Raw genomic sequence first — 13,846 nt, forward strand, 5'->3', positions numbered from 1 at the left:
ACCCGTCTTGCCGCCGCGCCGCTTGCGGCGTGGCAATTCTGCAAGCCCGTGTAAGAACGCGCCACCGGCGCCGCGCCATACCGCATCGCACAGCGGGCCTTCGGGCCCGCTTTCTTTTTGTCAGTCGGCGCGGGCCGACGGCGGCGCGGCCGGAATGGCTCTTGCATCCTGCTGCTGGCGCGGCCGGCATAGCGTGACCAGCGGCAGCGCGAGCCCGAAGGCGACATAGACCAGCGCCAGCGACCACGGCGACAGCCGCCGCTCGAAGCCCGGCGTCAGCCGTTTCGGCGTCAGGCGCAGGTCCACCACGCAGGCCGCCGCGGCGACCGCGAGACCGGCCAGGATCGCCGCCGCCGGCCGCCGCCGCTGCAGCGAGCGCCCCACCCACGCTTCGTAGAACGCGGCCCAGAATACCGACATCGCATGATGGATCACGTATCCCACCGCGGTATAGCGCCATGCCGGACCATTGGCATGGATCGCGCGATCGCCCCAGACCCAGTGGCTGACCGCATTGACCGGCGCCAGCGTGTTGCGGCAATCGAAATGGCCGCCGCAGGCCAGGGCGATGGTGGACAGCGCGCTGGCGCTGGTGCCGGAGACCAGGCTGCGGCCGACGAAATCCTGGATGGCGCTCATGTCGGTTCCTTGGAGCGGGAGGCGGCAACCGGCGGCACCGCGCGTCCCACGGTGCTGCTGACCGGCGCCAGCGGGTTCATCGGCGCCGCGATCGCCGCGGCGCTGGCACGCGCCGGCTGCCGGGTCCTCTGCGGCGTGCGCGATCCGGCGAAGGCCGCGCGCGACCTCGGCTCATGCGAATTCCGTGCCGTCGATTTCGGCGCGCTGACCGACGCGCAGGCATGGCTGCCGCTGCTCGACGGCGTGGACGTCGTCGTCAATGCGGTCGGCATCTTCGCCGAGCGCGGCGCGCAGACCTTCGAGCTGTTGCACCGGCGCGCGCCGATCGCGCTGTTCGCCGCCTGCGCGCAGGCGGACGTGCGGGCGGTGATCCAGATCTCGGCGCTGGGCGCCGACGAGCAGGCCACCACGCCGTACCACCTGAGCAAGAAGGCCGCCGACGACTACCTCGCCGGCCTCGGCATGCCCGCGGCGATCCTGCAGCCCTCGCTGGTCTACGGGCCGGGCGGCACCAGCGCGCGGATGTTCGGCACGCTGGCGACGATGCCGTTGCTGGCGTTGCCCGAGGGCGGCAGGCAGCGCGTGCAGCCGGTCCATCTGGACGACGTGGTGGCCGCGATCGTACGGCTGGCGACGATGGCCGCCGGCAATCGCGGCGCGGCCCCCGCAATGCGCACGGATTGGCCGCAAGGGCGCATCGCTGTGGTAGGACCGACTGCGCTGACCCTGCGCGACTATCTCGGCCAATTGCGCAGCACGCTCGGGCAGCCCGGCCCGCTGCGCGTGGTGCCGGTGCCCGATGCGCTGGTTCGGGCCGGTCTGCCGCTGATGACGCGGCTGGCCCCGGGGCTGCCGCTGAACCAGGATGCGCTGGCGATGCTCGCGCGCGGCAATACCGGCGATCCGGCGCCGATGCATCGGCTGCTTGGCCGGCCGCCTCGCGCCGTCGATCAATTCGTGCCGGCGCGCTGGCGCCAGGCCGCCCGCACGCAGGCCGTGCTCGGCTGGCAGTTGCCGATCCAGCGCACCGCCGTCGCGCTGGTCTGGATCGTCACCGGCATCGTCTCGCTCGGCCTCTATCCGGTCGAGGACAGCTACGCGTTGCTGGCGCGCGCCGGCGTACCGCAGGCGCTGCGGCCGCTGGCGCTGTACGGCGCGGCCGGGCTCGACCTGCTGTTGGGGCTGATGTGCTTCGCGCCCGCGCGCTGGCGCTTCCCGTGGATCTGGGCCGCGCAGGCCGCGCTGATCCTCGGCTACACCGTGATCATCAGCGTGCGGCTGCCCGAGTTCTGGCTGCATCCCTATGGTCCGCTGACCAAGAACCTGCCCATGCTGGCCGTGCTGTGGCTGCTGGGCACGCTGGAGCGCAAGCGATGGACTACATGATCGTCAAATGGATCCACGTCGTCGGCAGCACGCTGCTGTTCGGCACCGGCGTGGGCAGCGCCTTCTATCTGCTGGCCGCCACGCTGACGCGCGACAGCCACGCGGTCGCGGTGACCTCGCGCCATGTAGTGATCGCGGACTGGCTGTTCACCACGAGCACGGCGATCCTGCAGCCGGTGACCGGCTACATGCTGATGCGCATCGCCAATTTCTCGTGGGAGCTGGCGTGGCTGCGCGTATCGATCGGGCTGTACGTGATCGCCATCGCGTGCTGGCTGCCGGTGGTCTGGCTGCAGATGCGGATGCGGACCGTGTCCGCGGCCGCGGCCGGCGCGCAAACGCCGCTGCCGCCGGCCTACTGGCGGTACTTCCGCTGGTGGTTCGCGCTGGGCGTGCCGGCGCTGTTCAGCTTCCTGGCGATCTTCTATCTGATGATCGCCAAGCCGGCGACGCTGTTCTGAAGCGCGCCGGCGAAGCTGTCGCCGCGGGCGCCGGTCACCGCCCGCGGCCGGCATCAGCGCGCGCCGGTCTCGCGCGGATCGGTGCTGGGCTCGCGCGCCTGGTCGATTGCCGCGCCGCCGCTGCCCTTGCGCTCGCGGCCCTTCAGCGGCGCCGGCGGAGGCGACGGCGCGGCGCCGGAGGCCTGGGTGCGCGGCGACGGCTCGTCCTTGCCGCCGGGCGGGTTGGGCAGCGGATCGCCCAGCTTGCCGAGGCCGCCCGGATTCGAGCGGATCGCTTCGCCTTCGCGGGTCGACGGCTGCGTCACGGCCTTGGGCTGGCGCGACATCTGGCTACCGCTGCCGCGCTCCGATTCAGTCGGCACATTGGCCGGCTGGGCGGCGGCGGTGGCGGCCCATGCCGTGCCGAGCGCCAGCAACGCCGCGCAAACACCATGTCGATGGAACAGCATGATTTCTCTCCTCGCAGGGGGATCTCGACATGGACAAGCACAACGCGGGCCAAGGTAGGCCCCTCAAAACTAAAGCGTGCGAATCGAACTTAACAGTTCGGTAACACTTCGGCCAACACTCCTGATCAGTATCGGCGAGCGACCCGGTACTGGCACCGCCAGGGCCTGGCGGTCCGATCGATCCCTTCGACAGGAGCCATCATGACCGGCACGCCTACCGTCATTTCGCCCGCGGTCGTTGACCACCGGCCGCCGCGGGAGGCGGATACCGTTCCCGTGGGCAACGCTGCGACGATGGCGGTGCAGGCCGGCGGCAGCGCCGTCCGCCTGCGATGTCACCCTTCGCCGACCAGGCCGTTTCCATCGCGGTCGTCGGCAGACCGGGTGTCGGGCGCATGGCATGCGGTCGTGTCCCTTCTGCGGCGCAATTCGCCGTCGGCGATGAAGCGGTGCGCCAGTTCGGAATCGCGTACGAGTCCGGACAAGCCGTGCCGTGCCGGTGGCGGTATCCGCCCGGCCGCGGCAGACCGGCCCCCGCAGGCAGCGCAGCCTGCCTCGTGGTCTCTGCTGCTCGATCTTCCCTTCGAGCTGCTGTGCGAGGTGCTGGCGAAGGTGCCGGCTTGCGACCGGCATTTCGCGTTCAGTGGATCGCCGCTGTCCGCCACATGCCGGTCCTTTCATCTCGCGTGCAACACCATCTCGACGATGCGGCAATACCAGGACGAAGATGCCATCGCCCGGCGTATCGCTGGCATGCGGCGGCCCGATCAGGTCCGGTCGACCACCGACGTGCTGGCCATGCAGCCGCCCTCGATACGGGAGTGGGCCATGAAAGCGATCGTATCGATGGCGGGCGCGATGTCCCCGGAGGACAGGCGGTACCTGATCGTCGCGGCGCTCGAGCGGGCGCGAGAACACTCCGAATCGTGGGCCCTAGAGTTGATGCGCCATTTCGCCCGCTGGATACCGCATGACGACACCGCGTCTCTCGACATGCTGACCGACTTTGCCGTTCGGTTGCCGCCAGGCAACGACGAGATCCGCTTCGCCAGATCGCGCGTTCTTGCGCAGCTGGCGCAGAGAATCAATCCCGCCGACGTGCCCGGATCGGTCCGGCGGTGGGAAACGATCTATCGGGCCATGCCGCCCGATCTGCACGGCGAGGACTATGTCGCGCTGCGCGGGCTACGTCAGGCGCTGAGCCATCTCGGCAACGACTTCGACGCCGCCTTCACGATCGGCGATCCGACGGACCTGCTGATCGATTTGCTGTCCCGGCTCGGCCGGTTGCGCGCAGCGGGATCGGATCTCCATATGGCTGCCTGCGGCGACGAAGAGCTCGCCTGTCTGCCGCTGTCCGTGCCTGGCGCCGGGCCGTCGGCCTCGCGGCTGCGCGCCTGGACCGGCGTCAAGGCCAGGGCTGTACCGCAGGCCGATCGATTGCCTGCCCATATGGTCTAGTCCGCCAGTCCGCGCGCGAGGTCGCCGACGCGGCGGCCAACGCGGTCCGGACATGCGCCTTCCCTGAAGCACCGCAGATCATTGGAGGAAACCATGCCGATCAACGCGTATGGTTCGGTTCTACATGAGGCATCGCCTCCGCGCCTGGAACACGACGCCGGAAATCGGGAATCGATGGCCAGCGGTTCCGGCCGGCAATGGCCTCCGGCCTTCGCGACGCACGCCAGGCTGTCCCGGTCGAGGGAATGGCACCTGCTCAACGAGGTCACGTACGCGGTGTGGGGAGGCGTGACGACGGGAAGAGCCGGGCTGCAGGTCGGCGCGTTCGTCACCGGGAAAATCGACACGCTGTCCATCACGTCCGTCGTGCCCGCGACCAGCGAGGCCGGCGTTGCCGGCGCCGTCTTCGCCGTCGTCGAAGCGGCCGGGGTGTTGCACCTGACATGGAAGGCGGGCTGGAAAAAGGCGGCGCTGGACGAATGCAAACGGCAACACGCCCAGGGTCATGCCCGGTTCGTCCAGGCCGATACCGGGCGGCAGGGCCGGATAGGTTGGCTGCTGGCCAGGCAGCAGGAATTGCAGGCGCCTTTGCGCGGTTTGCCGGCCGGCGAAGGCGGCAATCCGTTGTTGCCGCCGGCCCGGCATGTGCCCGATGCCGGCGGTTCGCCGAGGATGCTGGCCGATATCGCGTTCGAACTGCGGGACGTCAGGATCGGGCTCGAGAAGCAGGCGCTGGACCTGAACAACGATCTCGAACACTACGCCCTGTACGAGCAGGCGGCGAACGAACTGGGGCAGGCGGATGACAATATCCGGACGATGGGCGTGGCCGCCGCGCGTGACGTCGTCATTCAGTTGGGCGGCAGCGGATGCACCGTTGCCTCGGCGGTCGGAAGGGCCGGCGTTCCCGGCGTGGACATGGCGGCGGTCGGCATCGCCGGTGGCGTGTTCAGCGTGGCGATGGGTGTGCTGCAGATGGCCGCCGGGTTGCTGAGCTGGTATCAGTCCGCGCGCCGGCTCGACGATCTCCGCGCAGCGCGTGCGCGCGCGTCGGAGTGGCTGACGCCAGACCATCGACTGCAGCGCGCGGCCGCCATCGCCGATGCGTTCTACGAAGCGGCGCGCAGCGAACCGGCGGAGCCGGCGCAACGGGAGCAACGTTCGCAGCAGGCGCTACAGGCGGAACTGGCCAGACGGGCGGACATCGAGCGCGCCAACGAACTGATCGACATCCTGATGCATCACCGCGAGCAGGCGTTCCAGGCCATCGAAGCGGCGGAGCGGAGCAAGATCTGGTGGTCCAGGGTCCGCACGATATACGGTGCGGTCTCCGTCGGCATCGGTGTCGCCGCGATCTTGGCCACGACGGTATTCGCGCTGATACCACCGGTGGGCATCATCGTCGGCGCCGTCGCGCTGCTTGCGGGTACGGCGTGGCTGCTGGTTGCCTGTGTACGCCTCTATCGGGACCGGAGCCTTGGCCGCGCGGAAGCGGCGCGAGATCGACAGGCGCGCGCGCAGGCGCAGCAATTCGCCGATGCCGGGCGCGACCCCAACGTGGAAGACCTGCGCGGCAACCGCCTGCTGGCCATCGACGTGCTGCTGCACACCTTGCTCGATCACGAGCAGCCGGTCGCCAGAGGCGCACTGTGGGAGATCCTGGCCGCGCTCGAGATGGACCGCGCCCTGATGCACGCGCTGCAACTGCGCTCGTCCGTGCGGCTCGACGCCGTCTACGCCGATGACCGCCGTACCCTGATCGAAAGGACGCGGTGCTGCGCCTCCGCCACCGAAGAGGCGGCACTGAGGAAGATGATCGACGGCATGAGCGTGCGCAGCGATGACGCGGTGCTCGCGCTGCTGCGGCAGCTGTTCCAGGACTTCATCGAAGGCAAGACGCCGATGCGGCTGGAGTACCAGCGCCGCAGCGGCGTCTTCGCGTATCTGGGCGGGAAACTGCCTGCCGGCCTGCGCCGCTGGCTGGGGCTGGGCGGGGCCGACGCGGCACGGCGCGCGCCAGTGCCGACGACCATCATGCCGCCGATGGTGCCGACGATGGTGCCCGCCACCGAGGCGACGGAGCGGACCCCGTTGGTCGCGGCGCCGGCAATGCCGATGCCGGCCGAACCCTCGCCCGTTCGCGTTCGCTGACGCCGCGCCGGACCGGCCAGGCCGGCCGGCCGATCAGGCGTTGGTGCGGAACGGGTGGTACTGATACAGCCAGGTCTCCGACAGCGGCTTGCCGTTCAGGCGCAGGAACAGCCGCATGTCGACCGGCTCGTCGCCGTCGACGGTCAGGTCGAACTGCGCGCGCCAGTGGCCCGGTACGCCGTTGGGCACGGCCTCGGTGAAGATGTACGAGAACTTGCCGCGCGAGGCCCACAGCACGGCCTCGGGCTTGGTGCCGAACGGCAGGCCTTCGAGCGGCGCGCCCTTGAACTCGACCATGAACTTGCGCACGCCCGGCGGGCGCGGCTGGCCGGGCTGGCCGCCGTTGCCCATGCGCGTGGCCACGCAGCGGGCCAGCGGCGTCGGGTAGGGCTCGTCGGCCAGCCAGTGCAGGCGGTAGCGCAGGCGATAGGCGCTGCCGGCCTTGGCCGGCGCCTTCGGCACCCACATCGCGACGATATTGTCGTGAATCTCGTCATCGGTCGGGATCTCGATCAGCTGCACGGTGCCGGCGCCCCAGCCTTCGCGCGGCTCGACCCACAGGCTGGGCCGGCGCTCGTAGAAGACGCCGTCCTGATAGTGGTCGAAATTGCGGTCGCGTTGCAGCAGGCCGAAACCGCGCGGGTTGTCGTCGCCGAACGCGGACGCGATGGTGCGCGGCGGATTGTTCAACGGGCGCCAGATGCGCTCGCCGGCGCCGGTCCACATCGCCAGCCCATCGGAGTCGTGCACTTCGGGCCGCCAGTCGACGCCGGTGCGCTTGACCGACTCCGAGTACCAGAACATCGAGGTCAGCGGCGCCAGCCCCAGCCGGCCAACGTCCTTGCGCAGGAACAGCGCGCAGTCGACATCCATCACCACGCCCTTGGCGCGCTGCATCGTGAAGCGGTAGGCGCCGGTGACGCTCGGACCGTCGAGCAGCGCGTGCACGGTGACGGTATCGCTGCCGTCGCGCGGCGCCTCGAAATAGAAATGGGTAAAGGACGGGAATTCCTCGGGCTTGTCCGGCTGCGCGACATCGACCGCGATGCCGCGCGCCGACAGGCCGTACTGATACAGCTCGCCGATCGCGCGGAAGTACGAGGCACCGAGGAAGGCGACCCAGTCGTTCTTGCGCCAATCGAGCTTCTTCTGGTCGCCGAGGCGGCTCTCCTGGAAGCGGAAGCCGGCGAAGCCGCTGCCGCGCGGCAGCTTGCGCGCCGGGCTGTTGGCCGGCATGTCGAAATACGACTCGTCGTAGACGATCTCGCGCGCGGTGCCGCCGTTGTTGCTGGCGCCGCCGGCCTCGACCAGATGCATCCGTACCGGCACGCGGAAGAAGGTGCCCAGGTGGAAGAACGTCACCGGGAATTGGCCCGGGCCATCGGCGAACAGCGCGTCGTCGGTGCGATAGCGGATCTTTCCGTGTTCCTCGTAATCGATCCTGGCCAGGATGTCGGCCGGCGGCGAGGGCGGCGCGACATACGGCCGGCTTGCCATGGTGCGGGCCAGCTCGACCAGGCCCTCGTGGGTGAAGGGTTGGCCCTTGGCCAGCTTGATGCGGCCAGCGGCCAGCGCGGAAGCGGGAATGCCCAGTGCGGCGAGCGCAGCAGTGGCGGCGGCGGAGACCAGCACGGTCCGTCGGTTCATTTTCGGCATGCGGTGATTCGGCGTCTGGCGCCTTCAATGAAGTTGCAGAAAAGACGCCCGCTGGCGCAAAAAGTTCGACCGCTCCGTGGGGAAGCGGACGCCGCGGGCACGACAGAACGCAGCATGGTACCGCATGGTTCCGGCGCACTCGGCACTTGAAGAGATGCGCAACGGACGCGGACAAGGAGCAGACGAGACGCCGCTGAGACCGGGCTGAGACCTTGCCGGACGCTGGTTGGGAGGCTGCCTGGACCCTGCTGAAGCTGGCTCGGACTTGGCCCGCACGCAAATAGAGGTTGTGATTCCGCGCTTGTGAAATATAGTATGTGATATATCAATTCACCAAAAAAGCACGGGAGACAGCCATCATGAAGGTATGTATCTACGGCGCCGGCGCCATCGGCGGCTACATCGGCGCGCAACTGGCCGGGGCGGGCGTCGATGTCAGCTTCGTCGCACGCGGGCCGCATCTGGCGGCGATGCAGGCAATCGGCGTCAAGCTGCTGATCGACGGCGAGGAGCGGGTGCAGAAGGTGCGCTGCACGTCCGATCCGCGCGAACTGGGCCAGCAGGACTACGTGTTCATCACGCTGAAGGCGCATTCGGTGCCGGGCGTCGTCGATCTGATGCAGCCGCTGCTGGGGCCGGATACCGCGATCGTCACCGGCGTCAACGGCATTCCCTATTGGTACTTCTATCGGCATGGCGGCGAGCTCGCCGGCACCACGCTGCAGAGCGTCGATCCGGGCGGCAGGCAATGGAGCGGCTTCGGCCCGGAGCGGGCAATCGGCTGCGTGCTGTATCCCGCCGCGGAGATCGCCGCGCCGGGCGTGATCCGCCACGTCTACGGCAAGAAATTCCCGCTCGGCGAACCTGACGGCACGCGTTCGGAACGGGTGCTGCGGCTCAGCGAGGCGATGATCGCTGCCGACCTCGAGGCGCCGGTGCGCGAGGACATCCGCAACGAGATCTGGCTCAAGCTGTGGGGCAATCTGTGCTTCAACCCGATCAGCGCGCTGACGCACGCCACGCTGGACGTCATCACGTCCGACCCGGGCACGCGCGCGCTGTCGAGGCAGATGATGCTCGAGGCCAAGTCGATCGCCGAACGCTTCGGCGTGCATTTCCGCGTCGATGTCGAGCGGCGGATCGACGGCGCCGGCGCCGTGGGCGCGCACAAGACCTCGATGCTGCAGGATCTGGAGGCGGGCAGGGCGATGGAAATCGACCCGCTGCTGACCGTGGTGCAGGAGATGGGCCGGCTGGTGGAGCAGCCGACGCCGATGATCGACGCGGTGCTGTCGCTGATCAAGCAGCGCGAGCGGATGGCGCAGGCGGCGTGAGCGCGGCGGGGCCCGCCATGGCGGCCACCATGGCGCTGGCCGTGGTGACCGCCATGACGGTGACCATGGCCGGGGCGGTGCAACGGGTCGGTTGCGCCGCCGCCACGCCTGGACGATGCCGCCACATCGAACTGGCGGTGCACGCGTTCTGATATACCATATACAAAAATCGAAAGAGCGATCCCATGTCCGTGCAACCCGCGCAACGTCAAGCCGAGATGTCTTCCGCCACTGCCTCAGATGCGCCTCCCCCGGGCCTGGCGCTGTCGCTTCAGCCCATCAATGCCGGCGCGAGCCTGCGCGACCAGGCCTACGCGATGCTGCGGCAGGCGATCGCCGATGCCGACATCTACCAGTCGCGCGAGGAGATCCGGCTCGACGAGCGCGTGCTCAGCGAAGCGCTGGGCGTCAGCCGCACGCCGATCCGCGAGGCGATGACGCTGCTGGAGCAGGAAGGCTTCCTGCGCACGGTGCCGCGCCGCGGCATCTACATCATGCGCAAGACCAAGCGCGAGATCGTAGAAATGATCCAGATGTGGGCCGCGCTGGAGAGCATGGCCGCGCGCCTGGCGACGCTGCATGCCACCGACGAAGAAATCTCGCGGCTGCGGCATATGTTCGACAACTTCCGCGACACCACGCCGGCCGAGCATATCGAGGAATACTCGGACGCCAATATCGCGTTCCATCAGGCGATCGTGCAGCTGTCGAAGTCGCAGATCATCATGGACACGATCAAGAACATCTTCATCCACGTCCGTGCGATCCGGAAGATGACGATCTCGCAGAGCGACCGCGCCGCGCGCTCGATCGTCGACCATCTGCGCATCATCGAGGCGCTGGAAAAACGCGATACCGAACTGGCGGAACGGCTGGTGCGCCAGCATTCGCTGGACCTGGCCGACTACGTCGAGAAGAACTGCGATTTTCTCGACTGACGACGGCCCCGCGGCACGCGCCGCAAGCATCGAAGGCCGGCTCGCCGGCCTTTTTTCATGTCCCCGCCTGAATCATGTCTCCGCGGCATCCTGTCCCCGCCGCATCATGGCCGCACCCGCATCACGCCCGCGCCTGCGTCTCCCGCACGAATTCCGAGGCCGACTCCAGCAGCCATTCCCGCAACCGCGACATCGCGTCGCTGACCGGCTGCATTTCGGGATAGACCAGGTAGTACCCGCCCGATGACGGCATTGCCAGCGGCACCGGCATCACCAGTTCGCCTTCGTCCAGGTAGCGCTCCACCAGGAAGCGCGGCACCAGCCCGATGCCGAGCTTGGCGCGCGCGGCGGCGATCACCATGCTGTGGTGATCGTAGCGCGTGCCGCGCATCGCATTGACGTCCTCGACGCCCGCGAGGCGCATCCACTGTTCCCACTCGAACTGGCGCGTCGACAGATGCAAAAGCTCGGCCCCGGCGATATCGGCCGGGCGGATGCGCTTGCGGCCGCCGAAATAGTCGGGATGGCAGACCGGCACGGACTCCTCGGGAAACAGCGGGTCGGCGCGTGCGCCGGGGTAGTGCGGCTCGCCGAAGTGGATGGCGGCGTCGAAATCCGTTCCGTCGAACAGGAACACGTCCGAGCGCGCCGTGAGGTTCAGCACCACCTGCGGATGGCGCGCGTAGAAGTCGGGCAGCCGCGGGATCAGCCATTCGACCGCCAGCGTCGGCAGGCAGGCCAGCTCGACGATGCCGCCGCTGCCCTCGTGCGCCATGATGTCCAGCGTATCGCGCTGCAGCTTGCGCAGCGTCTCGCGGACCTGCCGGCTGTACAGCGTGCCGGCCGGCGTCAGCGTCAGCCGCTGGTTGACGCGATGGAACAGCTGCACGCCGAGCTGGCTCTCCAGCGTGGCGATCTGCCGCGATACGGCGCTCTCGGTGACATAGAGATCGGCCGCCGCGCGGCGCAGGTTCAGATGCGAGGCGGCGGCCTCGAAGGCGCGAAGACTGGACAGGCTGGGGACGCGAAATGCCATTGGCGCGATGGGGTGGAACGTGGTTGCGAAGTGGGCAGGACGTGGGCAGGACGTGGGTGCGACGTGGCCGGCAAAGTTGATGCGTTTTTCTCATCAACCCCGGCAAATTTCTCGCTTGAGCGCGGTCCGGCGATGAGAAAGAATCGGCGCCGTAGCAAATACCAAAGCCGATACCAACACCAATACCAACACAGCAAGAGCCCCCGGAGGAGACCGCATGACACCGATCAAATCGTCCCGCATCCTTGCCGCGATCGCGGCAGCCGCGCTGACCGTGCCGATGAGCGCGGGCATCGCGCAGGCGCAGGAATTTCCGAACAAGGCGGTCCGCATCGTCGTGCCGTACCCGCCGGGCGGGACGACCGATATGGTAACCCGGCTGATCGGCGATCAATTGTCCAAGGTCTGGGGCCAACCGGTCATCGTCGACAACCGTCCGGGCGCGGGCGGCATCGTCGGCACCAGCCTGGCGGCCAAGGCACCGGCCGACGGCTATACGCTGCTGATGGGCTCGGTCGGCGAGTTCGCCATCAACCCGACGCTGTACCGCAAGCTTGCCTATGACGTCGCCGATTTCGCGCCGGTGTCGCTGGTCGCCCGTGTGCCGAACGTGCTGGTGATGTCGCCGTCGTTCGCCGAGCGCTCGAAGGTGATGTCGCTGCCCGATTTCGTCGCCTACGTGAAGGCCCATCCGAAGAAGGTCAACATGGCCTCGGCCGGCAACGGTACCTCGACCCATCTGGCCGGCGAACTGTTCCAGCGCATGACCCACACCGAGATGAGCCACGTGCCCTACAAGGGCAGCAGCCCGGCGATCTCCGACATGATGGCCGGCAATGTCGACGTGATGTTCGACAACCTGCCCGCCTCGCTCGAATTCATCCGCGCCGGCAAGCTGCGGCCGCTGGCCGTGACCTCGGCGCAGCGCTCGCCCGCGCTGCAGGACGTGCCGACGGTGGCCGCGGCCGGTCCGGTGCCGGGCTTCGATGCGACGCCGTGGTTCGGGCTGTTCGCCCCCAAGGGCGTGCCGCCGGCGGTGGCCGAGAAGATCGCCAGGGACCTGGCGGTCGCGCTGAACGATGCCAGGATCCTCGGCCGCATGCGCAATATCGGCGCCGAGCCCGCCTTCAACTCGCCGGGCCAGTTCGCCGAGCTGGTCAAGCGCGACCGCGAGAAGTGGGGCGAGGTCGTCAAGCAGTCGGGCGCCACCATCGACTGATGCAGATTCCCCGGGGCCGGCCCGTCGCAAAGGCGCGGGCCGGCCGCTTTTTTGTCTTCTGTTGTCTTCCTTGCATTACGAGCTTTCCATGTCCGACCACATCCTCTCTCTGGTGTCCGCCTGCGTGGGCGCGACCAAGGCCGCCAAGCTGCTGTCGCTGATCGAAACGCCCGCGGGCCTGCCCGCCGGTGCCGCGGGCCAGCCCAGCCGTGCCGAAATCGCTCACGCGCTGAACGTGGTGCTGTTCGACGGCATCCTGACGCGCGTGCCGACCGGCCGCGAATACACGGAGGATGTCGCCGCGGCCGGCGGCAAGGTCAATTTCGACCACGGCGCGCTGCGCACGGTGGCGTGGCAGGCCAATGGCCAGCTGCCTCCGGGCGAGGCCGCCTTCACGCGTTTCCTGCGGCCGCTGGGTTACCGCCTGAACGGCACCTATCCGCTGGACCGCATCGGCATGACCGGCCGCTCCTACGCGCACGAGGACGCGCCGGACGGCATCGCGCAGTTCTTCGTCAGCGAGTTCCACCCCGAGCGCTTCAGCGCGGAGCTGCAGGCGGCGGTCACCCGCGTGGTTTCGACCTCGGTCGACCCGCTGCGTCCGGACACGGTCGCGCTGCTGTGGAAGCTGGACCGCGACCGCGCGCTGCCTTTGGCCGAAGCCGTTCACGTGATCCGCAACCTCACCGCCTGCTTCGAGCGCCATCACGCCACGCCCCGGCTCGAGGACTACCAGCGCATCCTGCAGGAATCGGCGGAGATGGCGTGGATCGCCACCGAAGGCAATGCCTTCAACCATGCGACCGACCGCGTCGAGGACGTGTTCGCGCTGAGCGACCAGCAACGCGCCCTCGGCCGTCCGATCAAGGAGAAGGTCGAGGTCTCCGGCAGCGGCCGCGTCAAGCAGACCGCGTTCCGCGCCGATCCGGTGATGCGCGAGTTCGTCGGCGCGGCCGGCGAGATCGTGATGCGCGAGGTGCCGGGCTCGTTCTATGAGTTCATCACGCGCGACCGCTACGCCGATGGCGCGAGCCAAAGCAAGCTGGATCTGGGCTTCGATGCCTCCAACGCGCAGGGCATCTTCAAGATGACCGCGGCCACGGTCTGAGGCTGCGC

At 68.6% G+C, this 13,846-nt stretch carries 13 protein-coding genes; 9 read left to right on the forward strand and 4 right to left on the reverse strand.

Going from position 1 to position 13,846, the window contains the following annotated elements; all coding sequences use genetic code 11:
* Window positions 1-120: 120 nt before the first annotated feature.
* The gene (locus LRR16_RS01780; RefSeq protein WP_232204611.1) at window positions 121-639 is read right to left on the reverse strand and encodes a hypothetical protein; all 519 of its coding nucleotides are present in this window, start codon (window positions 637-639) and stop codon (window positions 121-123) included.
* 9 nt (window positions 640-648) lie between these two features.
* Between LRR16_RS01780 and LRR16_RS01785 the strand changes: the two genes are divergently transcribed.
* Together LRR16_RS01785 and LRR16_RS01790 are read left to right on the forward strand one after the other, a co-directional pair.
* Window positions 649-2,025, forward strand: a complete 1,377-nt coding sequence (locus tag LRR16_RS01785) for an SDR family oxidoreductase (protein ID WP_232204612.1) — start codon at window positions 649-651, stop codon at window positions 2,023-2,025.
* Entirely contained in the window at window positions 2,013-2,486 is a 474-nt protein-coding gene (locus LRR16_RS01790) for a DUF2269 domain-containing protein (RefSeq protein ID WP_006579860.1), read from the forward strand. Before LRR16_RS01785 ends, LRR16_RS01790 begins: the two co-directional genes overlap by 13 nt.
* Window positions 2,487-2,539: 53 nt before the next feature.
* On the opposite strand, the gene LRR16_RS01795 is transcribed toward LRR16_RS01790, so the two are convergent.
* Window positions 2,540-2,935: a hypothetical protein gene (locus tag LRR16_RS01795; protein WP_064576941.1), complete on the reverse strand. Its 396-nt coding sequence runs from the start codon at window positions 2,933-2,935 to the stop codon at window positions 2,540-2,542.
* 201 nt (window positions 2,936-3,136) lie between these two features.
* Here LRR16_RS01795 and LRR16_RS01800 point away from each other — a divergent pair, with 201 nt between their 5' ends.
* Together LRR16_RS01800 and LRR16_RS01805 are read left to right on the forward strand one after the other, a co-directional pair.
* Window positions 3,137-4,396: a hypothetical protein gene (locus LRR16_RS01800; RefSeq protein ID WP_232204613.1), complete on the forward strand. Its 1,260-nt coding sequence runs from the start codon at window positions 3,137-3,139 to the stop codon at window positions 4,394-4,396.
* A gap of 93 nt (window positions 4,397-4,489) precedes the next feature.
* The gene (locus tag LRR16_RS01805; RefSeq protein WP_232204614.1) at window positions 4,490-6,547 is read left to right on the forward strand and encodes a hypothetical protein; all 2,058 of its coding nucleotides are present in this window, start codon (window positions 4,490-4,492) and stop codon (window positions 6,545-6,547) included.
* A gap of 33 nt (window positions 6,548-6,580) precedes the next feature.
* Here the strand turns inward: LRR16_RS01805 and LRR16_RS01810 are convergent, their stop codons facing one another.
* Window positions 6,581-8,203 (reverse strand): glucan biosynthesis protein, encoded by a 1,623-nt coding sequence (locus tag LRR16_RS01810; protein WP_232204615.1) that lies wholly within the window; start codon window positions 8,201-8,203, stop codon window positions 6,581-6,583.
* Window positions 8,204-8,562: 359 nt separating this feature from the next.
* On the opposite strand from LRR16_RS01810, the gene LRR16_RS01815 reads away from it, so the two are divergent.
* From LRR16_RS01815 to LRR16_RS01820, 3 genes are all read left to right on the forward strand, one after another.
* Window positions 8,563-9,537, forward strand: coding sequence for a 2-dehydropantoate 2-reductase (locus LRR16_RS01815; protein ID WP_232204616.1), 975 nt, complete (start codon window positions 8,563-8,565; stop codon window positions 9,535-9,537).
* 17 nt (window positions 9,538-9,554) lie between these two features.
* Entirely contained in the window at window positions 9,555-9,689 is a 135-nt protein-coding gene (locus LRR16_RS24385) for a hypothetical protein (protein ID WP_023263627.1), read from the forward strand.
* A 66-nt stretch (window positions 9,690-9,755) separates the two neighbouring features.
* Window positions 9,756-10,475 (forward strand): GntR family transcriptional regulator, encoded by a 720-nt coding sequence (locus tag LRR16_RS01820; protein WP_023263628.1) that lies wholly within the window; start codon window positions 9,756-9,758, stop codon window positions 10,473-10,475.
* Between the two features lie 121 nt (window positions 10,476-10,596).
* On the opposite strand, the gene LRR16_RS01825 is transcribed toward LRR16_RS01820, so the two are convergent.
* Entirely contained in the window at window positions 10,597-11,511 is a 915-nt protein-coding gene (locus LRR16_RS01825; protein WP_232204617.1) for a LysR substrate-binding domain-containing protein, read from the reverse strand.
* 217 nt (window positions 11,512-11,728) lie between these two features.
* Here LRR16_RS01825 and LRR16_RS01830 point away from each other — a divergent pair, with 217 nt between their 5' ends.
* Window positions 11,729-12,730, forward strand: coding sequence for a tripartite tricarboxylate transporter substrate binding protein (locus LRR16_RS01830; protein WP_006577357.1), 1,002 nt, complete (start codon window positions 11,729-11,731; stop codon window positions 12,728-12,730).
* An 88-nt stretch (window positions 12,731-12,818) separates the two neighbouring features.
* Window positions 12,819-13,838: a DUF1338 domain-containing protein gene (locus tag LRR16_RS01835; RefSeq protein WP_232204618.1), complete on the forward strand. Its 1,020-nt coding sequence runs from the start codon at window positions 12,819-12,821 to the stop codon at window positions 13,836-13,838.
* Window positions 13,839-13,846: the final 8 nt, after the last annotated feature.

The sequence above is a fragment of the Cupriavidus sp. UGS-1 genome (assembly GCF_021213615.1).
Lineage (GTDB): Bacteria > Pseudomonadota > Gammaproteobacteria > Burkholderiales > Burkholderiaceae > Cupriavidus.